Origin of the sequence: Actinoplanes sp. NPDC049598, assembly GCF_040675435.1 — a bacterium.
In the GTDB taxonomy this organism is placed as follows: Bacteria; Actinomycetota; Actinomycetes; order Mycobacteriales; family Micromonosporaceae; genus Actinoplanes.
In genome coordinates, this window is record NZ_JBFAOX010000013.1 from 266,084 (window position 1) to 286,444 (window position 20,361).

The 20,361-nt window shown below is 72.9% G+C and carries 19 protein-coding genes; 11 read left to right on the top strand and 8 right to left on the bottom strand.

What is annotated here, in order from left to right; all coding sequences use genetic code 11:
- Window position 1: 1 nt before the first annotated feature.
- Entirely contained in the window at window positions 2–1,111 is a 1,110-nt protein-coding gene (locus tag AB0J66_RS28990) for a P1 family peptidase (RefSeq protein ID WP_364667023.1), read from the top strand.
- Between the two features lie 45 nt (window positions 1,112–1,156).
- On the opposite strand, the gene AB0J66_RS28995 is transcribed toward AB0J66_RS28990, so the two are convergent.
- Window positions 1,157–1,567, bottom strand: a complete 411-nt coding sequence (locus AB0J66_RS28995; RefSeq protein WP_364667026.1) for a hypothetical protein — start codon at window positions 1,565–1,567, stop codon at window positions 1,157–1,159.
- 135 nt (window positions 1,568–1,702) lie between these two features.
- On the opposite strand from AB0J66_RS28995, the gene AB0J66_RS29000 reads away from it, so the two are divergent.
- The 3 genes from AB0J66_RS29000 (at window position 1,703) to AB0J66_RS29010 (ending at window position 4,808) form a co-directional block, all read left to right on the top strand.
- The gene (locus AB0J66_RS29000) at window positions 1,703–2,974 is read left to right on the top strand and encodes a histidine kinase (protein WP_364667027.1); all 1,272 of its coding nucleotides are present in this window, start codon (window positions 1,703–1,705) and stop codon (window positions 2,972–2,974) included.
- Complete coding sequence (locus tag AB0J66_RS29005) at window positions 2,971–3,612, top strand: response regulator transcription factor (RefSeq protein WP_364667030.1); 642 nt, start codon at window positions 2,971–2,973, stop codon at window positions 3,610–3,612. Before AB0J66_RS29000 ends, AB0J66_RS29005 begins: the two co-directional genes overlap by 4 nt.
- Before the next feature lie 1,040 nt (window positions 3,613–4,652).
- A complete protein-coding gene (locus AB0J66_RS29010; protein WP_364667033.1) occupies window positions 4,653–4,808 on the top strand; it encodes a hypothetical protein in 156 nt (51 codons plus the stop codon).
- Window positions 4,809–4,918: 110 nt separating this feature from the next.
- Here AB0J66_RS29010 and AB0J66_RS29015 read toward each other — a convergent pair whose 3' ends face one another.
- From AB0J66_RS29015 to AB0J66_RS29030, 4 genes are all read right to left on the bottom strand, one after another.
- The gene (locus AB0J66_RS29015) at window positions 4,919–5,440 is read right to left on the bottom strand and encodes an EF-hand domain-containing protein (protein WP_364667036.1); all 522 of its coding nucleotides are present in this window, start codon (window positions 5,438–5,440) and stop codon (window positions 4,919–4,921) included.
- A 92-nt stretch (window positions 5,441–5,532) separates the two neighbouring features.
- Complete coding sequence (locus tag AB0J66_RS29020) at window positions 5,533–5,739, bottom strand: 4-oxalocrotonate tautomerase family protein (protein ID WP_364667038.1); 207 nt, start codon at window positions 5,737–5,739, stop codon at window positions 5,533–5,535.
- Window positions 5,740–5,844: 105 nt separating this feature from the next.
- Window positions 5,845–8,793, bottom strand: a complete 2,949-nt coding sequence (locus AB0J66_RS29025) for an FtsX-like permease family protein (protein ID WP_364667040.1) — start codon at window positions 8,791–8,793, stop codon at window positions 5,845–5,847.
- Window positions 8,790–11,705 (bottom strand): FtsX-like permease family protein, encoded by a 2,916-nt coding sequence (locus tag AB0J66_RS29030; RefSeq protein ID WP_364667043.1) that lies wholly within the window; start codon window positions 11,703–11,705, stop codon window positions 8,790–8,792. The genes AB0J66_RS29025 and AB0J66_RS29030 overlap by 4 nt, the downstream gene beginning before the upstream one ends.
- A gap of 68 nt (window positions 11,706–11,773) precedes the next feature.
- On the opposite strand from AB0J66_RS29030, the gene AB0J66_RS29035 reads away from it, so the two are divergent.
- From AB0J66_RS29035 to AB0J66_RS29045, 3 genes are all read left to right on the top strand, one after another.
- A complete protein-coding gene (locus AB0J66_RS29035; RefSeq protein ID WP_364667046.1) occupies window positions 11,774–12,643 on the top strand; it encodes an LLM class F420-dependent oxidoreductase in 870 nt (289 codons plus the stop codon).
- A gap of 269 nt (window positions 12,644–12,912) precedes the next feature.
- Entirely contained in the window at window positions 12,913–13,233 is a 321-nt protein-coding gene (locus AB0J66_RS29040) for a metalloregulator ArsR/SmtB family transcription factor (RefSeq protein ID WP_364667096.1), read from the top strand.
- Window positions 13,233–13,901 (top strand): cation transporter, encoded by a 669-nt coding sequence (locus tag AB0J66_RS29045; RefSeq protein WP_364667048.1) that lies wholly within the window; start codon window positions 13,233–13,235, stop codon window positions 13,899–13,901. The genes AB0J66_RS29040 and AB0J66_RS29045 overlap by 1 nt, the downstream gene beginning before the upstream one ends.
- Here AB0J66_RS29045 and AB0J66_RS29050 read toward each other — a convergent pair.
- Window positions 13,804–14,409 carry a DUF6518 family protein gene (locus tag AB0J66_RS29050; RefSeq protein ID WP_364667051.1) on the bottom strand — a complete coding sequence of 202 codons (606 nt, stop codon included), beginning with the start codon at window positions 14,407–14,409 and terminating at the stop codon, window positions 13,804–13,806. The two genes, AB0J66_RS29045 and AB0J66_RS29050, sit on opposite strands and share 98 nt — an antisense overlap.
- Window positions 14,410–14,545: 136 nt before the next feature.
- Here AB0J66_RS29050 and AB0J66_RS29055 point away from each other — a divergent pair, with 136 nt between their 5' ends.
- Window positions 14,546–15,979, top strand: coding sequence for a gamma-aminobutyraldehyde dehydrogenase (locus AB0J66_RS29055; RefSeq protein WP_364667054.1), 1,434 nt, complete (start codon window positions 14,546–14,548; stop codon window positions 15,977–15,979).
- A gap of 163 nt (window positions 15,980–16,142) precedes the next feature.
- Here AB0J66_RS29055 and AB0J66_RS29060 read toward each other — a convergent pair whose 3' ends face one another.
- Window positions 16,143–17,318 carry a saccharopine dehydrogenase C-terminal domain-containing protein gene (locus AB0J66_RS29060; protein ID WP_364667057.1) on the bottom strand — a complete coding sequence of 392 codons (1,176 nt, stop codon included), beginning with the start codon at window positions 17,316–17,318 and terminating at the stop codon, window positions 16,143–16,145.
- 152 nt (window positions 17,319–17,470) lie between these two features.
- Here AB0J66_RS29060 and AB0J66_RS29065 point away from each other — a divergent pair, with 152 nt between their 5' ends.
- Both AB0J66_RS29065 and AB0J66_RS29070 read left to right on the top strand, forming a co-directional pair.
- Window positions 17,471–17,929, top strand: a complete 459-nt coding sequence (locus AB0J66_RS29065) for an Lrp/AsnC family transcriptional regulator (protein ID WP_364667059.1) — start codon at window positions 17,471–17,473, stop codon at window positions 17,927–17,929.
- Window positions 17,926–19,188, top strand: a complete 1,263-nt coding sequence (locus AB0J66_RS29070; protein ID WP_364667061.1) for an FAD-binding oxidoreductase — start codon at window positions 17,926–17,928, stop codon at window positions 19,186–19,188. The genes AB0J66_RS29065 and AB0J66_RS29070 overlap by 4 nt, the downstream gene beginning before the upstream one ends.
- Here AB0J66_RS29070 and AB0J66_RS29075 read toward each other — a convergent pair.
- Entirely contained in the window at window positions 19,185–19,391 is a 207-nt protein-coding gene (locus AB0J66_RS29075; RefSeq protein WP_364667063.1) for a DUF3040 domain-containing protein, read from the bottom strand. The genes AB0J66_RS29070 and AB0J66_RS29075 overlap by 4 nt on opposite strands.
- A gap of 83 nt (window positions 19,392–19,474) precedes the next feature.
- Between AB0J66_RS29075 and AB0J66_RS29080 the strand changes: the two genes are divergently transcribed.
- Window positions 19,475–20,361 (top strand): cbb3-type cytochrome c oxidase subunit I (locus AB0J66_RS29080; protein WP_364667066.1); only part of this gene is annotated, 887 nt, incomplete at its 3' end.

Below are 20,361 nucleotides of genomic sequence, written 5' to 3' on the forward strand. Positions count from 1 at the left end.
CATGCAGCTGCGGATCGGCCACTGGACGGGCGACGGGACCGGGGTCACCGTGATCGTCCCGCCGCCGGGCACGATCGGCTCCGGGGAGGTACGCGGCGGAGCGCCGGCCACCCGCGAGTTCGCCCTCCTGGACCCCACCCGCCTGGTCGACCGGATCGACGCGGTCGTCCTCTCCGGCGGCTCCGCCCTGGGCCTGGCCGCCGCCGACGGCGTGGCCCGCGTCCTGTGGGAGCAGGGCCGCGGCTTCGTCACCCCCGCCGGCCCGGTCCCCATCGTCATCGGCATGTCCATCTTCGACCCCTCCGTGGCCACGGCCCCACCCACCGCCGCCGACGGCCGCGCGGCTCTCGAGGCCGCCGCCCCTGTCCCCCGGGTCGGGCGCGCGGTTCCCCGGGCCGCCGACACCACCGACCTCACGCGCGGCCGCGCGGCCCCCGAGGCCGTCACCACCGACCTCACGCGCGGCCACGCGGCCCCCGAGGCCGTCACCACCGACCTCACGCGCGGCCACGCGGCCCCCGAGGCCGTCACCACCGACCTCACGAGCGGGCACGCGGCCCCCGAGGCCGTCACCACCGACCTCACGAGCGGGCACGCGGCCGCTGGGACCGCCGCCATTGACCTGCTGAGCGGGCGCGTCGGCGCCGGCGCGGGCGCCACGGTCGGCAAGTGGCGCGGTAGCTTCTCCCCCGGCGGCCTCGGCATCGCCCACGGCTCCGTGGGCGACGCGTCTGTGCTGGCCGTCGCGGTCGTCAACGCCTGGGGCGACGTCCTCGGCCCAGGCGGCGAGGTGCTCAACCCGCCCGGCGAGGCCCTGCCGGCCACACCGTTCGGCGCCTCTCCCCCCGCGGCACCCAGCGGTACGAACACCACCATCGCCGTGATCGCGACCGACGCCCGCCTGACCAAGACCGACTGCTTCCTGCTGGCGCAGAGCGGCCACACCGGCTTCGCCCGCGCCCTGCACCCCGCCCACTCCCGCTACGACGGCGACGCCGTGGTCGCCCTCTCCACCGGCGACGCGGAAGCCGACCTGGACCTGCTCCGAGCCACCGCCGCGGAGGTCATGGCCGACGCCATCCGCCGCGCGATCCCCGCCCCGGGACCCTAGGCCGGCCCGCCCACGGTGAGCCGGGGCACCCACGTCCGGGTGGTCTCATCGGCGGCTGGTTCCCGATGTCCCCGTCCTGATGCGCTCGTCGTGGGTGGCGCAGCGATTGGTGAGGACCACGACGCCGAGCATGGGCACGCCGCACACTGCCTGCTCGACGCGCAGCCATCCCGGGAACGCGCCGGGCCAGGCGACGACAGCGACGATCGCGGCCAGCACCACGATCGAGATGAGGCGCAGCCGGCGGAACGAGCCGCGGTGGCCGGCGGCGGCGCGGCGGGCGAAGAGCAGGAGCACGGCCGCGCTGGCGGCGACCAGCGGCGTACGGATCCAGACCGCCGCCGTGACCAGCGTGGGGTGATGGCGCAGCAGCACCGCGGCGGCGACGGTACCCAGGCTGATCAGCAGGAACGCGGTCAGCAGCTTGACGACGGTGGTCAGGTGATGGTTTCTCATGCCGCCCAGCCTGCGATTCCGGGCCCGGGTGACACATCGGCGCGTGGATCGAAACTCCGTCTCCACCCGGGGTTGTAGACGCGACTCCACCCGTGCGCCGATGCTGCCCCGGCGCCTCGCGTCTAGGTTCGAAGGGTGCAGACCGAGGAGCCCGCGCTGACCCGCCTGCTGGTCGTCCGCTGGATGCAGTTGCTCACCCCGCTGATGCTGGCCTGGTTCGTGTGGGCCGCCGCCGCGGCCGAGCCCGGGTTCGGGAGCCCGATCGTCGTGGTGGCCACCGCCGTGTTCGTGCTCGCCGTGTTCGGCCGCAACGCGACCGCCGTACCCCCGGTCCGGCCGGCCCACGTGGTCTCCGTCGCCGCGATGCTGGTCAGCTCCGTGACGCTCGTGACCGTGCAGCCGGGTGGCCCGGGCTCGGTGGCGGTGCTGGTCGCGGTGTTGTGCGCGGCCACCGGGCTGATGCCCGTACGGCTGGCTGTCCCGGTGTTGATCGCGGCTTTTGTCGTCCTGGAGATGGTGGCTTCGATCACCGGTCAGGACTTCGGCTTCCTGGCCGTGATCGCCGTGTCCGCCGTGCTGTTCGGCTCGATGTACCTGGCCTTCCGGCTGGCCGAGGCCCAGCGCGAGACCAAACGCCTGCTGGCCGAGGTGGAGGCCGGCCAGGCGGCGCGGGCCGAGGCGGCCGGTCTGGCCGAGCGGCAACGGCTGGCCCGGGAGATGCACGACGTGCTCGCCCACTCCCTGTCCGGGCTGACCCTGCAGCTGGAGGGCGCCCGCATGCTCCTCGCCGAGGATCCCGCCGACCCGCGCCTGCCGCTGACCGTCGACCGCGCCCACCACCTGGCTCGTACGGGTCTGGAAGAGGCGCGCCGGGCCATCGGCATGCTCCGCGACGCCGACCTGCCCGGCCCCGACCGGCTGCCTGCGCTGACCGAGCAGTTCGCCCGCGACCAGGCCGTGCCGTGCGACTTCGCGGTGTCCGGCGACCCGCATCCGCTGGGCTCGGAAGCGCGGCTGGCGGTTTACCGCGTGGCCCAGGAGGCCCTGACCAACGTGATCAAGCATGCGGCGCCGGCCCGGGTCTCGGTCCGGCTGGCCTACGAGCCGGTGGCCACCCGCCTGACCGTGGAGGACTTCACCGACGGTCCACCCACCGAGCCGAGCGGCCCACTCGCCGAGCCGGGCGGGCCGAGCACACAGCCGGGCGGGCCGAGCACACAGCCGGGCGGGCCGGGCACGCAGCCGGGCGGGCCGGGCACGCAGCCGGGCGGGCCGGGCACGGAGCTGGGCGGGCCGGGTGGTTACGGGCTGACCGGCATGCGGGAGCGGGCCGAGCTGCTCGGCGGCACCCTGCACGCGGGCACGACCGGCCACGGCTTCCGGGTCGAGCTGGCGGTCCCGGCATGATCCGGGTCCTCATCGCCGACGACCAGCGCGTTGTCCGCGAGGGCCTGGCCATGGTGCTCGGCCTCATGAAGGACGTCGAGGTGGTCGCCACCGCCGCCGACGGCGCCGAGGCGGTCACCCTGGCTTTGGCCGTACGCCCGGACGTGATCCTGATGGATCTGCGGATGCCCCGCTGCGACGGCGTCGAGGCCACCCGCCGCCTGCAGACGGAGGCGCCCGAGGTGAAGGTGGTGGTGCTGACCACCTACTCCGACGACCGGTCGGTCCTCGAGGCCCTGCGGGCCGGCGCCCGCGGCTACCTGACCAAGGACGCCGGCGGCGCCGAGATCCACCGGGCCCTCCGGCAGGTCCTCGACGACCATGCCGTCCTCGACCCCGCCGTGCAGCGCCACCTCATCGACGCCATCGCCGGCGGCCCTACCCGGCGCCCGGAGCTGCCCGACGGCCTGACCCCCCGCGAGGCCGAGGTCCTCTCCTTGATGGCCGCCGGCCTCTCCAACGCCGAGATCGCCTCCCGCCTGGTGGTCAGCGAAGGCACGGTCAAGAGCCACATCAACCACACCTTCGCCAAAATCAACGCCCGCGACCGAGCTCAGGCCGTCGCCTACGCCTACCGCAACGGCCTGAGCCGGCCTTGACGACCAGCAGGCACCGGCACGCACCTCGGCGCGCGGCAGGTGCTCGGATACGCCGAATCGAGTCAGCCGGGCCGTGGCTGACGTTTCTGTCTGCGGAATTGTTGGTGCCGGTCCGTTCCAGGACGCGTGCTCGCCGGCGGGGCAAGGAAATCCGGTTCGGCGATAATGCGTCCTTCCGGTGATGTGGCCTGGTCGAGCGAAACGTCGGTGATTCTTCGGGTTGCGGGCGGAGCCAGCAGGGCCGGGCCGGTTCGGCTGAATGGGCGTTAGCGTGGCGTGCGCCCGCGAACAGGCCTGGTCTACTTGATCAAGCGGCTGAACGGGGCGGGGTGTGATCGCCGCGGCGCTCGAGCCACTGGCCGGCCCCGCCGTGACGGGCTCGCCGTGACGGGCTCGCCGGACGCCGACGCGGTCACGGCTGTCGCCGGTTTGATCGTCGCGGAGGGGTGCGGCCCGGGTACGGCTGTCGCCGATTCGATCGCCGCGGACAGGAGCGGCCCGGTTCTGGCGGTCGCGGGATCGCTCGCCGCCGGCAACCGGGGCGCGGGTACTTCCGGTTCTGTCGCCGCCGGCAGGTGGGGCGCGGCCACGGATTCTGCCGGTTCCCTCGTTGGCCGGTCATGCGCGAGCTCGGGCACCGCCGCCTCCATGGCTGCTGGTAGTCGGGGCACGCTGATTCCATCGCTGCCGGCGCGCGGAATATCGGTGTGCGTGCTGCCGGCCGCTTCGAGGCGAGGGACGCTCACGTCGTGGAGGTGTTCGCCACGGCAGGCTCGGCGACGACAGTCCACCCGGCCCGAAGCCGGGGCGTGCGCCGCTCGCGAGCGCACCGGGCGAACTCGGCCCGGGCCGCCTCCCCGGATCCATACATGCGGCGCTGCTTCTCGGCAGGCCGTTGCGCCAATCCCCCATCGCGGCGCTCCGGCTTGTGTGCAAGGTGTGCAGGTCCTGTGCGAAGTGCGCCGTTCGGCTTCCTGGTGGGGGCGGCCAGGTGATGTGATGCGCCCGATGACGAAAGTTCGCCGCATCGAGGAGTGGTCATGAGTCACGTCTTCGCCGCCCTGGCCCTCGTGGCCGGCGTCGCCGCGTTCCTGTACGGCGAAGCCGACGATTCGCCCGGCCTGCAGCTGCTGGCTGTCCTGCTCGTTCTGGGTGTAGTCGCCGTCGTTGTGCGACGTGCACGTCGACGGACCTGACGGCGCGCGGGAACGACCGGGCGTCGAGGCTGGTTGGGCCATCCGGAAGCCGCGCCGGTCATTCTCATCCGCCACCGATAACGGTGGAAGTAGGCCCACGTCGACGGTCGTTAGCGGTCGATGTGGCCGAAGAAGAGGCTGGCGGGTGAGTCGAGCTCCGCTGAGGTGAAGAAGTCGCGGATCGCGCCGATGAACTCGGCGCGGCTGATCCGGCCGTCGTCGTCGGTGTCGAGCTCCAGGAAGACGTTCAAAGCTTCCAGGTCCGAGACGCCCCAGGCCTCCAGGAACACCTTGTACTCCGGCTTGCTGATGGCGTCGTCGGCGTCGGTGTCCATCACGTCGAAGATGGCCTGGGGAACCGCCTCGGCCATGGTGAAGCGGCTCTTGTCGGCGCCGGCGGCCCGGTTCGCCGCCACGAACTGCTCTCTCGACAGCCGGTCGGCGCCGTTCACCTGCTGCCGCAGCTCCGACCAGTATCTCTGGTAGGCGGCGGCCAGCGCATGGGCCCGGGGGTCGTCCGCCGCGATGCCGTAGCCGCTCAGGTAGTGGCCGATCAGGCGCTCGTAGTCGCTCCAGTCGACGAACCCGTCCTGGTCGGTGTCGCTCGCCCCGAACAGATACCCCAGCTTCACAGCAAGGGGGTCAACAGCGCCATCGGTCATCGGCCAGGCCCTCCGGATGCATAGGTTGATTGCAACCTACCCCAGCGGACGGGACGCGAGGTTCAGCTCCGGCCGAGCATCTCGGCGGTCAGGACGGTGCCGCCGAGTCCCCAGCCGCCCTCGGCGACCTCTTCGACCAGCACGAGAGTGGTGGCGCGGGCCCGTTCGCCGTAGACGTCGGCGTAGGCGTCGGTCACGGCGTCGATGAGCTTCTTCTTCGACTCGGGGGTCAGGGTCTCGGCGGGAACCTTGAGGTTGGCGAACGGCATGGTCTTCTCCTGGCTAGTGGCGATATCGCTTGTGCATTTCGCCGATATCCAGACCGTAACACGGCATCCGAATCAACGCTAGCGCTGTGACGTAGCACCGATTGGTCAGCGAATCTCGCGCAGGGTGCGGCGTCCGGCGGCGAGCGCGACCCCGGCCAGGACGGCGGCGGTGGCCACGGCTGTGGCGGCCACGACGAGGGGGTCGGGCCAGGTCGGCACGGGAACCACCGACGGGGAGAGGCCGGCCAGCGGCAGGGCCCAGCCGGTCAGCCACCAACCGAGGGCCGCGATGGCCATGCCGGCGGCGACCGCGACGGCGACCAGCACCGGGTAGGTCCACAGGGTGGCCTGGCGCAGGGCGCGGCGGGTCAGGCCCTGAGCACGCAACGCCGACAGGTCCTCGACGCGGCGGGCGCGGTCGACCGAGGCGGACAGGATCAGGGCCCCGGCGGCCAGGGCCGTGGCCAGGACGGCGACGATGACGTAGAACCAGAGGGCGATGGCCGGGCCCTGGTTGTCGAGGCGGGCGCGGACCTGGGTCGCCTTCTCGTCGCCGGTGATGATCAGGCCGTGGGATTCGAGGCGGGTGACCACGTCGGCCGGGGCCTTGTCGTTGAGCCAGACCTGGGCGCCGCTGGTCTGGGCGCCGTCGGTGGCCAGGCGGTCGGCGTAATCGAGGTCGACCAGGACGGCGGGGGCGCCGCCGCCGGGGATGACCGGCAGCGACTGGGCGACGGTCACCGGGACCTCGCGGGCGTCCAGGCCGTTGATGCTGCGGAGGGCGGTCACCCCGGCGGTGATCGCGGGCAGCGGCCAGGGCGTGTCGGCCGGCTGGACGAACATGCCCTGGGCGAGGCCGTTGAGCGAGGTCACGTCGATCTTCAGGCCGTCGGCGGAGGCGGCCGCGGTGCCGCCTTCGGTGGCCCGCCAGTCGGCCGTCCTGAGGTTGTGGACGACGAGCCGGCCGGCGACGTCCAGGGTGCCCTGCGGGCCGGAGAGCCGCAGTGAGTTCAGGGTGCATCCTTGCGCGCAGGTGCGGACCGTCTGGGCGTACGTGTGGCGGCCGTTCTTCACCACGCCGTACGGCACGATCTCGTCGTTGCCGCCCGCCAAGGGTGACAGGACCGCGGTGAGGTCGGCCGTCTTGCTCTCGGCGAAGCCGGAGGCGGTGATGTCGAAGGCGACCTCCGCCCCCTTGAGGGTCACCGGCGGGGCGGCGGCGGGCCGCAGCGCCCCGGCGTCGAAGGCCGGGCCGAGAGCCACCGCGGACAGGCGGGTGGTGTCGGCGGCGATCAGCGCGGGCTGGCCGGAGGAGGCGGAGAGCCGCACGGCGGCCATGGCGTACGCGCCGTGCGGGTCGACGGCGCGGACGGCGGTGAGCACGTTCTGCCGGCCGGTGGCGGCCAGGGACAGCACCCGGGTGGCTCCGGTGCCCACCTCGGACTGCACGGTTCGGCCGCGGGCGGCCACGTCGACCGCCGCCGAGGCGTACCCGACGACCGCGACCGCCGCCGTGAGCAGGGCGAAGAGGCGGGCCGCGCCGGGCCGGCGGGAGAGCTGGAAACCGGCCAGGGCGGGCCCGAGCCGTCCCCCGCGCAGCGCGCGCCGGCCGAGGGCGGTCGCCCACGGCAGCAGCAAGCGGGCGACGACCAGGGCGGCCGCGATGACAATGAGCGAGGTGGCGAACGTGCCCACGCCGAGCAGGCCGGCCGAGAGCTGCACGGTGGCCACCGCGGCCAGCAGCACCACGACGGCCTCGGCGGCGACGGCGCGGGCGCTGCCCCGGACGGCCGGGGCGCGGCGCAGCAGCTCGGCCACCGGGGTGGCGATCTGGCGGCGCTCGGCCAGCAGCGCGGTCAGCAGGGCCGCCGCGGCCGCGACCGGGGCCCAGCGCAGCGAGCTGAGCCCGGCGTCGGCGCCCACCCCGGGGAACCGCCACGCGGTGAACACGTTGACCAGCAGCTGACCGGCGACGCAGCCGGCCACGGCGCCGGCCAGGATGGCGATGATGTTCTCGCCGGTGGCCAGCCACCAGCGCTGGCCCCAGCGGGCGCCGCGCAGGGCGACCACGGCCAGCTCGGGGCGGCGGCCCTCGGTGCCGTAGCCGACGGCCAGGAAGATGGTGAGGCAGGCCAGCAGCACCAGGGCCACGGCCAGGACCGGCACGATGCGGTGGGCGGCCCGGCGGCCCTCGTCGATCCGGGTCAGCAGGCCGGACAGGCCGGAGCGGAACTCGACGCCGGTCCCGATGTCCGAGACGGCGGCCTGCAACTGATCGAGGTCGCCGCGCAGGGCCGGCAGCCGGTCGACGGCGAGGGCGCCCGGGCCGGCGTACCCGTCGACGCCGGTCTCCATGGCGCCGTGGTCCATGGTGGTCAGCGAGGCGGCGGTCACGAACGCGGGCTCGCCGGGACGGTTGCCGCTGTCGGCGCCGAAGTAGTTGTGCTCGCCCCAGAAGACGTCGGCCGGGTCGGTGGCGCGGTAGAGGCCGGCGACCAGGAACTGCTTGGGCTTGCCGGCCGCATAGTATTCGGGGTCGCCCAGCGGGCGCAGGGCGAAGGCCAGCGAGACGGTGTCGCCCGGTTGCACCCCCAGGCGGCGGCCGGTCTCGGCGCCGAGGACCACGTCGCCCGAGGCGTAGGCGCAGCGCCCGGCGGTCATCGTGAGATGCGCGCAGACGTTCTGGCGGTGCACGAACCGGGTGCGGTTCGTGTTCTCCGGCTCCAGGCCGACAGTGGCGTACTCGGCCGAGTAGACGTACTCGAAGCCGGGCAGCGCAGTGAGCGCCTCGCCGGTGCCGGCGCTGGAAAGGTCGACGTCGCGCGGCTCGGCCCCGGGCTGGTCCTGGCGGTGGTCGAGGCGCTGGGTGCGCAGCTCGATCGCCCGCTCGGCCGGGACCGAGGTCTCGACCTGGCCGACGGCGACGGCCCGGTCGGCCGCGCGCAGGTAGGCCGGGGCGGCGACGGCGGCGGTCACGCCGAACAGCGACAGCAACGCGATGACGAGGGCCTGGCCGCGGCGGTTCCAGACCATGGCGAGGACCAGCGCGATCATTTCAGGCCTCCCCGCAGGCGGCGCGACGACAGCCAGGCGGTCACGCCGAGAACGGCCAGACCGGCCAGGGCAGCCAGACCCAGCGGTACGGGTCCGAGCGCGCCCGGGGGCGGGATGACCCGCCAGCCGTCGGCGAACTCCGGCGCCGTCACGCCGGCCACCGGCCGGGCGATCAGCGCGGCCACGACCCCGCCGGCCAGCGCGGCCACCACCAGCGCCGCCTGCCCGGCGTAGCCGCTGGCCAGCGCGGTGGCCCGGGACAGGCCCTGCGCGCGCAGGGCCCGGAACTGCTCGAGCTGGGCCTCGCGGTCGACCGACGCCGCGATCGCGACCAGCGTGCCCGCCACGAGCAGGGCCACGGCGACGGTGAACAGGCTGAACGGCGCGGTGACGACCTTGTCCTCGGCCCCGAGTTGTTCGGCCCGGCCGGCCGCGGTGCGGTCGGCGAGCACCGGCAGGCCGATCGCCTCGACCACGGCCGCGGGCGCGTCCTCGGCGAGCCAGACCTGGAACGTGCCGCCCTGATCGGCCGCGCCGGACAGGCGGCGGGCCGCGTCGAGGTCGGTCAGCACACCGGCCCGGCCCAGCACGGGCAGCACATCGGGGGTGGCCACGACGCGGACGGGCGTGGCCGGGTCGCCGAAGCGGTCCAGGGAGGAGTCGGCGAACCGCCAGGAGTTCGGCCGCGGCCCGGCCAGCTCGATCGGCAGCGGCAGCGGGGTGTCCACGGCGTACACGGAGGTGCCGGCCTCGTCGGACGGCCCGACGGCGAGCCGCAGGCCGTCGGCGGCCGCTCTGACGCGCAGGGCGGCCCCGGTGAAGTCGGGCCGCCAGCGGCTCACGTCGCCGAGCTGGGCGCCGCTGAGCACGGTGGTGGCGCCGGCGCTGAGCCCGCGGATGGTCAGCGCGCCGTCGTCGGAGCCGGCCGGGGTGTAGAGCTGGAAGCTGACCAGGCGGCAGCCGGGCGCGGTGGCGCAGCGCGGCACGGCGGCGGTCACGCTCTGCGCGCCGGGGCGGATGCCGCGGAACTCGACCTGCACGCCCTGCCCGGTCGCCTCCTCCTGGAGGACCGCCCCGAGCAGCGTGGTCGTCCGCCGTTCGCTGTCGACCCGCACGGTCAGCGACGATCCGGTGATGAGGGGCCACTCCGGCGACGTCCCGGCGACGTACGGCTTGCCGGTGAGCGCTTTGTAACGCCCGGAATCCACCGCCAGCACGGGTGGCGTGCTCGTCGTGTCGATCACGGCCGCCATCGCGTAACGCCCCGACGGGTCGGCCTGACGGACGGCGTACAGCAATTGGGTCCTGGTCTTGGCCGTGACGGTGAGGACCCGGGCGGCGCCGAGCTCCTGGCCCGCGCGATCGGCCCGCTCGGCGCGGCCGGCCGAGAAGACCCCGGCGGTCAGCCCGACCATCGCGATCGCCACCACGGCCAGGGCGAACACCCGGTCGGTGCCCGGCTGGCGCGACATCTGCACCGCGGTCAGCCCGAGCCGGATCCGCCCGGCCCGCAGCGCCACCGCGCCCACCCGGTCGGCCACCAGCCGCAACAACCGGGCCAGCAGCAGCCCGACCGCGAGGGCGGCCATGGCCGGCGCCACCGCCCCGAGGCCGGCGCCACCCGTACGCGCCTGGTAGACCGCGCCCACGGCCAGCGCGACCAGCGCCACGTCGACGACGCCGGACCGCCAGTCGTGCCGGTGCGACGGCACTCGGCGCAGCAGGGCCACCACCGGCGCCCGCGTGGCGACGGCGTCCACCCCGGTCAGCACGGCCAGCCCGATCAGGGTCGCCGCCAGCACGGCGGCCAGCGCCAGGAGCGCGGCCGGCCAGAGCTCGACCCGCACCGGCCAACCGCCCGCGAACGGCCACGCGATCAGCGGACCGGCCAGCCAGCCGATCAGCGCCCCACCGGCCAGCGGCAGCAGATGCTGACCGGCCGCGAGCCGCAGCACGCCGCCGCGGGTGGTGCCGCGCAGCAGGAGCAGGCCGGCGTCCGAGCGGCGGTCGCGCCCGGTGAAGCGGCCGGCCAGCCCGAGCGCGAACCAGGCCAGCAGCAGCGTCTGGCCGGCCGCGATCAGCACGCCCTCGGCCACCGCGATCCGCGAGCCGCGCACCTGGTCGACCAGCTCGCCGACCGGCGCGTCCAGGTCGAGCTGGGCCGCGGCGAAACCGGGCCGGGCCGCGGTGACCACGCCGTTGAGATCGTAGCCGCCGTCGCCGCGCAGCAGCGGGGCCGGCACGTCGACGCCCCAGGCCCGGATCGCGGTGTCGAGCTGCGGCGCGCGGAAGGTGTCGAGCGGGGTGAAGAACGGGTCGAGCGAGCCCTGCGACTTGAACAGCTTGTCCGCCCAGTACGGGCCGTTCGGGTCCTCGGCCTGGTAGACGCCGCTGACCCGGAACCGCATGGGCGTCACCGAGGCGACCGCACGCGCGTCGAACGTGTCGCCCGGCTTCAGCCTGAGCTTGGCGGCGGCGTCGGCGCTGATGGCCGCGTCGTTCGCCGCGGCCGGGCAGGCGCCGGTGAGCCGCACGTTGTCGCAGAAGCCGTCCCGGTAGGCGGCCGGCATCCCCGACGCGGCGCCGGGCTGACCACGGTAGATGTACGTCATGTCGGCGGCCAGCCCGAGCACGGGTTTGGCGTCCGGCAGCTTGAGCAGCCCGTCCACGGTCGCCGCGAAGGAGTCGAGCGCGCCCCGCGGATCGTTGGCCACCCTGCCCGGCCCGTGCGACAGGATCACGTGCTGACCCGCGGGCGCGTTGCGGACGTCGGTGTCGGCCGCCCGCGACGAGACGGTCAGGCCGTACCAGGCCGCGGCCGAGGCGGCGGTCGCCGCCAGGGCGGCCAGGAGCAGCACGAGCAGGGCCTGCCCGGACCGCCGCCGGACGGCGCCGAAGCTCACGTAGTACATCGGCCGCTCCCCCGTACATTCCGTCTCGTCCGGCAGAGAGGCTAACCGGTCCGGGCTAGGGTCTGTTCATGAGCGTGAATTTCGGGGTTTTCGTCCCGCAGGGCTGGAAGATGGACCTGGTCGAGATCGCCGACCCGGAGGAGCAGTACGAGGCGATGACCGCGGTGGCGCGGGTGGCCGACGCCGGGCCGTGGGACTCGATCTGGCTGTACGACCACTTCCACACCGTGCCCGAGCCGACCTTGAACACGACCTTCGAGTGCTGGACGGCGACCTCGACGCTGGCCCGCGACACGAGCCGGGTCAACATCGGGCAGATGGTCGGCTGCAACGGCTACCGCCAGCCCTCGCTCTACGCCAAGATCGCCTCGACCGTGGACGTGGCCAGCAAGGGCCGCCTCTACGCCGGGCTGGGCGCCGGGTGGTACGAGCACGAGTGGAAGGCGTACGGCTACACCTGGGAGGACATCCCGACCCGGATGGCCGAGTTCCGCGAGGCCGTCGAGATCATCAACAAGATGTGGACCGAGGACCGCCCGGTCTACCAGGGCAAGCACTTCTCGGTCGACGGCCCGATCAACCAGCCCCGCCGCAAGCCGCAGTTCTGGCTGGGCGGCGGCGGCGAGAAGGTCACCCTCAAGCTGGTCGCGCAGTACGCCGACGGCTGCAACGTCGGCGGCGGCGACCCCGAGCTGGTCAAGCACAAGCTCGGCGTGCTGCGGGCCCACTGCGATCGCCTGGGCCGCGATTACGACCGGATCCGCAAGTCGACGACGATCGAGCTCGACCTCAACCAGTCCACCAAGGACACCGCCGCCCACGTGGAGCGGCTGGTCGAGGCCGGCGCCGACTACGTCCTGTTCTACATCCCGCGCGTCGCCTACGACCACGACCCGCTGCTGCGCCTGGGCGAGGAGCTCGTGCCGCAGTTCAGCTAGAAGCCGTACGGCCCGAAGCGCCCCCAGGCCACGAAGGCCGCCGGCACCAGCAGCACCCCGCTCGGCACCAGCGCCGCGGTCCTCCCGCGGCGCTGGTGCGTCACCACGGCGCCGACCTTCGGGACGGCCGTACACCCTGGCCATCCTCACGACTAGGCTTAGTACAGCGTCCGCTGTATCATCGGGTTGTGCAGACAGTGACTTCCGGCTCGACTCCGCCGCCCGGCCAGACCGCGACGGATGGCCGGACCGCGACCCACGGACAGACCCTGACTCACGGGCAGGCGCTGTCGCGCTTCGGGCATGCGCTGTCCGATCCGACGCGGGCGCGGCTGCTGTTGGCGCTGCGGGAGGCGCCGGGCTATCCGGCCGAGCTGGCCGACGCGCTGGGCGTGACCCGGCAGAACCTCTCCAATCATCTGACCTGTCTGCGCGGCTGCGGCCTCGTGGTGGCCGTGCCCGAGGGCCGGCGCGTCCGCTACGAGCTGGCCGAGCCGCGGATCGCGCACGCGCTGGCCGACCTGCTCGGGCTGGTGCTGGCCGTCGACCCGGCCGTCTGCCCCGACGCCGCCGGGAAGGGCTGCTGCTGATGGAGATCTCGCTGCACCCGCCCCGCCGGCAGGCCACCCTGACCCGGCGGGTCCGGCTGCTGGTCGGGGCGACGATCGGCTACAACGTGGTCGAGGCGGTGGTGGCCATCGGGGCCGGGACGGTGGCCGGGTCGACGGCGCTGATCGGTTTCGGGCTCGACTCGGTCATCGAGGTGTCGTCGGCGGCCGCGATCGCGTGGCAGTTCAGCGGGCGGGACCCGGCGGCGCGGGAGAAAAGGGCGCTGCGGGTCATCGCGGTGTCGTTCTTCGCGCTGGCCGCCTACGTGACGGCCGAATCGGTGCGCGCGCTGGTCACCGGGCACGAGGCCGGGCACTCCACGGTGGGCATCGTCCTGGCCGCGGTGTCGCTGGTCGTCATGCCCGGGCTGTCGTACGCGCAGCGCCGGGCCGGGCGGGAGCTCGGGTCACGAAGCGTGGTCGCCGACTCCAAGCAGACCCTGCTGTGCACGTACCTCTCCGGGGTCCTGCTCCTGGGCCTGGCCCTGAACTCGCTGCTCGGCTGGCCCTCGGCCGACCCGGTGGCGGCCCTGGTCATCGCCGCCGTCGCCGTCAAGGAAGGCCGGGAGGCCTGGCGCGGGGACTCGTGCTGCGCTCCGTCCGCCGCCACCAAAGCATGTCAGGACGCCTGCTGCGCCAGACAAGAATGAGGATCAACACCCCGAGGACGGCTTCGACCACGTACGGGACCGGGTCCAGCGTCCAGTGGATCACCGAACGCCAGCCGGGAACGATCCGCGCCGAGACGATGACGATCGGTTCCAGAAGCAGCAGCAGCCCGGCGACCGGAACAAGAACGCCGCGGCCGAGCCAGGCGCCGAGGGCGCCCATCACCGGGCCGCTGAGCAGTCCGGAGTAGATCCAGCGGCGGTTGAGGCGCAGCACATGAAGCAGGTGCTCGCGCAGGCCCGGCATCTGATCGTCCAGCGTGACCGTCACAGCCACGTAGAAGCCGAGCAGCGCGGCCAGGGTCGCGGCCAGCCCGATCACCGCCCCGCGCGGCACGGACCGCGCGATCAGCGCCGGGATGAACGCGACCAGGAGCCACGGCGCGCTGAGGTTCCCGATCGTGTCGCGGACGCCGCCGTGGTCGCCCTTGATCAGGGCGGCCAGCGCCCCGAAAGCCAGAGCCGCCAGCAGCCCGCGCGCGATCTTCACGCGCCCATGTCTACCCGATCTCTCGTGGCGCGGGGCCGGTGACGCGCACGGAACGAGTCGCCGGGACCTCTTGTCAGCAACGGAATCAGTGGGAAGATGGCACCCGAACAGTGGAGATCCTGCGTCTGGAGACCGTGTGACCGCCAAGACCGTGCTGCACAACTTCATCGGCGGCGCCTCGGCCGCGCCGGCCGAGGGCCGTTACGAAGACCTCGTCGACCCGGCGACCGGCGAGGTGTTCGCGTCCGCCCCGGTGTCCGGCCGGGCCGACGTCGACAAGGCGATGGAGGCCGCCGGCAAGGCCTTCGAGACGTGGCGCGACACCACGCCCAGCGAGCGGCAGCGGGCCCTGCTGCGGTTCGCCGACGCGGTCGAGCAGCGGGCCGGCGAGCTGGTCAAGGCCGAGTCGCAGAACACCGGCAAGCCGCTCGGGCTGACCGCCAGCGAGGAGCTGCCGCCCGCGGTCGACCAGATCCGCTTCTTCGCCGGGGCCGCCCGCCTGCTCGAGGGGCGTTCCGCCGGGCAGTACCTCAACGGCTACGAGAGCTACGTGCGGCGCGAGCCGATCGGCGTGGTCGCCCAGGTCACGCCGTGGAACTACCCGCTCATGATGGCCGTCTGGAAGATCGCCCCGGCGCTGGCAGCCGGCAACACGGTCGTGCTCAAGCCGTCCGACACCACCCCGGTCACGTCGATCATGCTGGCCGAGATCGCCGCCGAGTTCCTGCCCGAGGGCGCCTTCAACGTCGTCGTCGGCGACCGGGACACCGGCCGTGAGCTGGTCACCCACAAGACCCCGCAGATGGTGTCGATCACCGGTTCGGTCCGGGCCGGCATGGAGGTCGCCTCGGCCGCCTCCGCCGACCTGAAGCGCACCCACCTCGAGCTGGGCGGCAAGGCCCCCGTCGTGGTCTTCGACGACGCCGACGTCGAGGCCGCCGCGGCCGCGATCGCCGAGGCCGGCTACTTCAACGCCGGCCAGGACTGCACCGCCGCCACCCGCGTGCTGGCCGGCCCGCGCGTCTACTCCGACTTCGTGGCGGCGCTGGCCGACGCCGCGAAGGGCACGAAGACCGGCGCCGCCGACGACGAGGACGTGCTCTACGGCCCGCTGAACAACGCCCGCCAGTTCGACCGGGTCTCCGGCTTCGTCGACCGCCTGCCCGACCACGCGACCCTGAGCGCCGGCGGCGCCCGCGTCGGCGACCGCGGCTTCTTCTACTCCCCCACCGTCGTCTCCGGCCTCCGCCAGACCGACGAGATCATCCAGGACGAGGTCTTCGGCCCCGTCATCACCGTCCAGCAGTTCTCCGACGAGGACGAGGCCGTCGCCTGGGCCAACGGCGTCGAGTACGGCCTGGCCTCCTCCGTCTGGACCAAGGACCACGGCCGGGCCATGCGCATGACCCAGCGCCTCGACTTCGGCTGCGTCTGGGTGAACTGCCACATCCCCCTGGTCGCCGAGATGCCCCACGGCGGCTTCAAGCACAGCGGCCACGGCAAGGACCTCTCCGTCTACGGCCTGGAGGACTACACCCGCCTCAAGCACGTCATGCACAGCCTGGGCTGACCCCGTTCCGACGGCCCGGACCGCACTTCGGTCCGGGCCGCGACTGTGGCGGGTTCAAAGAGCGCAACCCCGCGCCCCACGCGAAAGGGGCCTGACGGCCGTGACCAGAGGCCTGGGCCGCCCCCGGCTTCCGGGTGCCGGCCGAGGAGGCGTACCTCCGGGGTTACTGCTCCCGCAACGCCCAGGGTGAGCCATAGGCGTTGAGGAGGTCGAGGAAGGGCCGGGGGTCGAAGGCCTCGGGGCCGAGGACGCCCTTGCCGGACCAGGTGCCGGCGGCGAGGAGCTCCAGGGCGATCACCGGGTTGACGGCGGTCTGCCAGACGACGGCCTGGGCGTTGTACTCGCGCATGGACCACTCGTTGTCGACGAGGTGGTGCAGGTAGACCTCGCGGGGGGCGCCGGTTTTGCCGAGGCCCTTGACCCAGGTGCCGGCGCACGTGACGCCGGTCATCTTGTCGCCGAGGGTGGCGGGGTCGGGGAGGACGGCGGCTACCACGTCGCGGGGGGAGACCTGGGCGCCGCCGACGGTGACCGGGGTGGTGCGGTCCAGGCCGAGCATGTGCAGTGTTTTCAGGACGGCGATGAACTCGCTGCCCAGGCCGTACTTGAAGGTGACCTTGGCGGCGTCCACCCAGCGGGGGATGAGCAGGACCTCCTCGTGTTCGACGTGGACGCATTCGACGGGGCCGATGCCGCCGGGGAAGTCGAAGATCTCGGGCTCGCTGAACGGGGGCAGCGTGTACCAGCCGCGGCCGCGTTCGTAGACGACCGGCGGGTTGAGGCACTCCTCGATGGTGGTCCAGATGGAGAACGACGGGGCGAAGTCGTAGCCGGAGACGACGATGTTGGAGCCGTCGCGGATGCCGATCTCGTCGATGCGGGAGAACAGGTGGTCGGCGGCGTAGCGGGCGAAGATGTCGGACAGACCGGGTTCGACGCCGATGCCGACCAGGGCGAGCCGGCCCTCCTCCTCCCACAGTGGGGCGGCGGCGAACTGGTCGTCGCCCAGCTTCACGCCACCCGGCTGGCTCAGCGACATCGCCATGTCCAGATAGTCGGCGCCGGCCCGGCGCACGCCCTCGAAGACCGGCAGGACGAAGCGCGGGTCGACCGCGTTGAGCACGTGAGTGATGTTGTGCCGGCGGCAGAGGTCGGCGACCGCCGTGGCGTCGGAGGCGTCGAGGCGCTCGGGGACGAAACGATCATCAAGAGAGGCGGCGCGCTGGGCACGGGCCGGGTCGTAGTCGGCGATGACGAACGTGTCGAAGAAGTCGCGGCGGGCGGCGATGCCCGCCGCAGCGGAACCGACACCCCCGGCGCCGACGGTCAGGATGCGCATCTGAAGCCCCCTGGAGACTGAAACCGTATCGGGGAAGCCTCTTCGCACGCGAAATGCTTGTCAAGAGCGATCAACTCTGCGATAAACGTAGCCATGACGGGTCAGCCATGAGCGCGATTGCCCAACCCGGGCCGGGCGGGAAGAATCGCGGCGTGACGGCGGAGCTGGCTCTTGACGAGATCAACAAGCAGATCATCGAACACCTGCAGCGGGACGGGCGGATGTCCTACGCGACGCTGGCCAAGACGATCGGGTTGTCCGAGGCGGCGGTGCGCCAGCGGGTGCAGCGCCTGCTCGACGGCGGTCTCATGCAGATCGTGGCGGTGACCGACCCGCTGACCCTGGGCTTCGCCCGGCAGGCCATGGTCGGGCTCAAGGTCAACGGCGATCTGCGCGCGATCGCCGACGAGATCGCCGCCATCCCCGAGGTCGACTACGTGGTGATCTGCGCCGGCGGGTTCGACCTGCTGGTGGAGCTGGTCTGCACCGACGACGAGCACCTGCTCGACCTGCTCAACGAGAAGGTCCGCACCATCGAGGGCGTCGCCGTGTGCGAGACCTTCATGTACTTGAAGCTGGCCAAACAGACCTACGCCTGGGGTACTCGATGACGCCGTCCTTCTGGTTGTCCACGCTCGACGAGATCAAGCCCCGGCCAGCGCTGCCGGGCGATACGTCAGTCGACGTGGCGATCGTGGGCGGCGGCTACACCGGCTTGTGGACGGCGTACTACCTGGCCCGCGAACGGCCCGATCTGTCGATCGCCGTGCTCGAGTCGCGCTACTGCGGCTTCGGCGCCTCGGGCCGCAACGGCGGCTGGGCCTCGGGCCTGTTCCCGGTCTCGGAGGAGAAGCTGGCCCGGCGGTACGGAGCGGAGCGGGCAGCCGCGATGCATTCTGCATTGGCCGGTGCGGTGGATGAGGTGGGCCGCGCCGCCGCCGAGGAGGGCATCGACTGTCACTACGCCAAGGGCGGCACGATCTCCCTCGTACGATCGCCGGCGCAGTTCCGCCGGGCCCGCAACGCGCCCGGTTTCCTGCCCGCCGCCGAGGCGAGGAAGATCTGCAACGCGACGGGCGTGCTCGGCGGTGTCTACAGTCCCGACTGCGCCGCCCTGCACCCGGCCCGCCTGGTCCGCGGCCTGGCCGAGGCGGTCGAGCGGCGTGGGGTCAAGATCTTTGAGGCCACGACTGTACGCTCCATGACCCGCGGCCGCGTCGTCACGGACAAGGGCGTCGTCACCGCCGGCACGGTCGTGCGGGCGCTGGAGGGTTACACCGCCCGGCTGGACGGCCACCGGCGCGCCCTCGCCCCCGTCTACAGCCTGATGATCGCCACCGAGCCGCTGCCGGCCTCGTTCTGGGCGCGGGTCGGCCTGGGCCGCCGGGAGACGTTCACCGACGAGCGCCACATGATCATCTACGGTCAGCGGACGGCCGACGACCGGCTCGCGTTCGGCGGGCGGGGCGCGCCGTACCACTTCGGCTCGCGCATCGAGCCCGGTTACGACCAGGTGCCGGCCGTCTTCGACGCGCTGCGGGGCACCTTGGAGCAGATGTTCGGCGTCCGGCCGGAGATCGCCGCGCGCTGGGGCGGCCCGCTCGGCATCCCCCGTGACTGGATGCCCTCGGTCGGCCTGGCCGACGGGGTCGCCTGGGCCGGCGGCTACGTGGGGGACGGGGTCGCGGCGGCCAACCTGGCCGGGCGTACGCTCGCCGACCTGATCCGGGGCGCCGAGAGCGACCTGACCGCGCTGCCCTGGGTCGGCCACCGCTCGCGCCGGTGGGAGCCCGAGCCGATCCGCTGGCTCGGCATCAACGCCGCGCTGCGCGCCACCCACCTGCGGGACAGCCTGGAGAAGGCCCGCTAACCACGCCGGCGGCGCATGAGCACGGCCGCCACCGCGATCACGAACGACGCAGCCACGATCTCCAGACCGGTCCAGCCGAAGAGCAGCTTCGCCAGCGGCGCGCAGATGTACAGGCCCGCGCAGAGCACGAGCACGGTGGGGAACGGCCGGGTGAACTGGCGTTCGAGGTCGTCCAGGGCACGACGGTCATGATCGTCAAGCATCGATGCACCATCCCGATGGACCGCTGGGGGTGGGCGGTCCTACGCTGAGCAAAGCATCGATGCCCTGAGGGAGGAAAGACCCCATGACGTCCGTCGTCCCCAAGCCGATCGTGACCCGGCCCTACCCGGTCCGGCGCACGGTCCGGGGGTCCGCCCTTGCCCGCGTGCTGCGCACCACGGACGCCAAGCAGATCGGGATCATGTATCTCGTCACCGCCTTCGCGTTCTTCATGATCGGCGGGTTCATGGCGCTGCTCATGCGGGCCGAGCTGGCCCGCCCGGGCATGCAGATCCTGTCCCCGGAGCAGTACAACCAGCTGTTCACCATGCACGGCACGGTGATGCTGCTGTTCTTCGCCACCCCGATCGTCTTCGCCTTCGCCAACTTCGTGGTCCCGATCCAGATCGGCGCCCCCGACGTGGCGTTCCCGCGGCTCAACGCGTTCGCGTACTGGCTGTTCCTGTTCGGCGGCACGATGGCCGTCTCCGGCTTCCTGGTGCCGGGCGGGGCGGCCGACTTCGGCTGGTTCGCCTACACGCCGCTGAGCGACTCGCTGCACTCCCCCGGCGTCGGCGGCAACCTCTGGGTCGTCGGCCTCGCCGTCTCGGGTCTCGGCACCATCCTCGGCGGCGTCAACATGATCACCACGATCCTGACCCTGCGCGCGCCCGGCATGACCATGTTCCGCATGCCCATCATGACGTGGAACATCCTGGTCACCAGCCTGCTGGTGGTGATGGTGTTCCCGTTCCTGGCCGCCGCGCTGTTCGCCCTGGCCGCCGACCGGGTGCTCGACGCGCACGTGTACGACGTCCAGACCGGTGGGCCGATGCTGTGGCAGCACCTGTTCTGGTTCTTCGGCCACCCCGAGGTCTACATCGTGGCGCTGCCGTTCTTCGGCATCATCACCGAGGTCATCCCGGTCTTCAGCCGCAAGCCGGTCTTCGGCTACAAGGGCCTCGTCGCGGC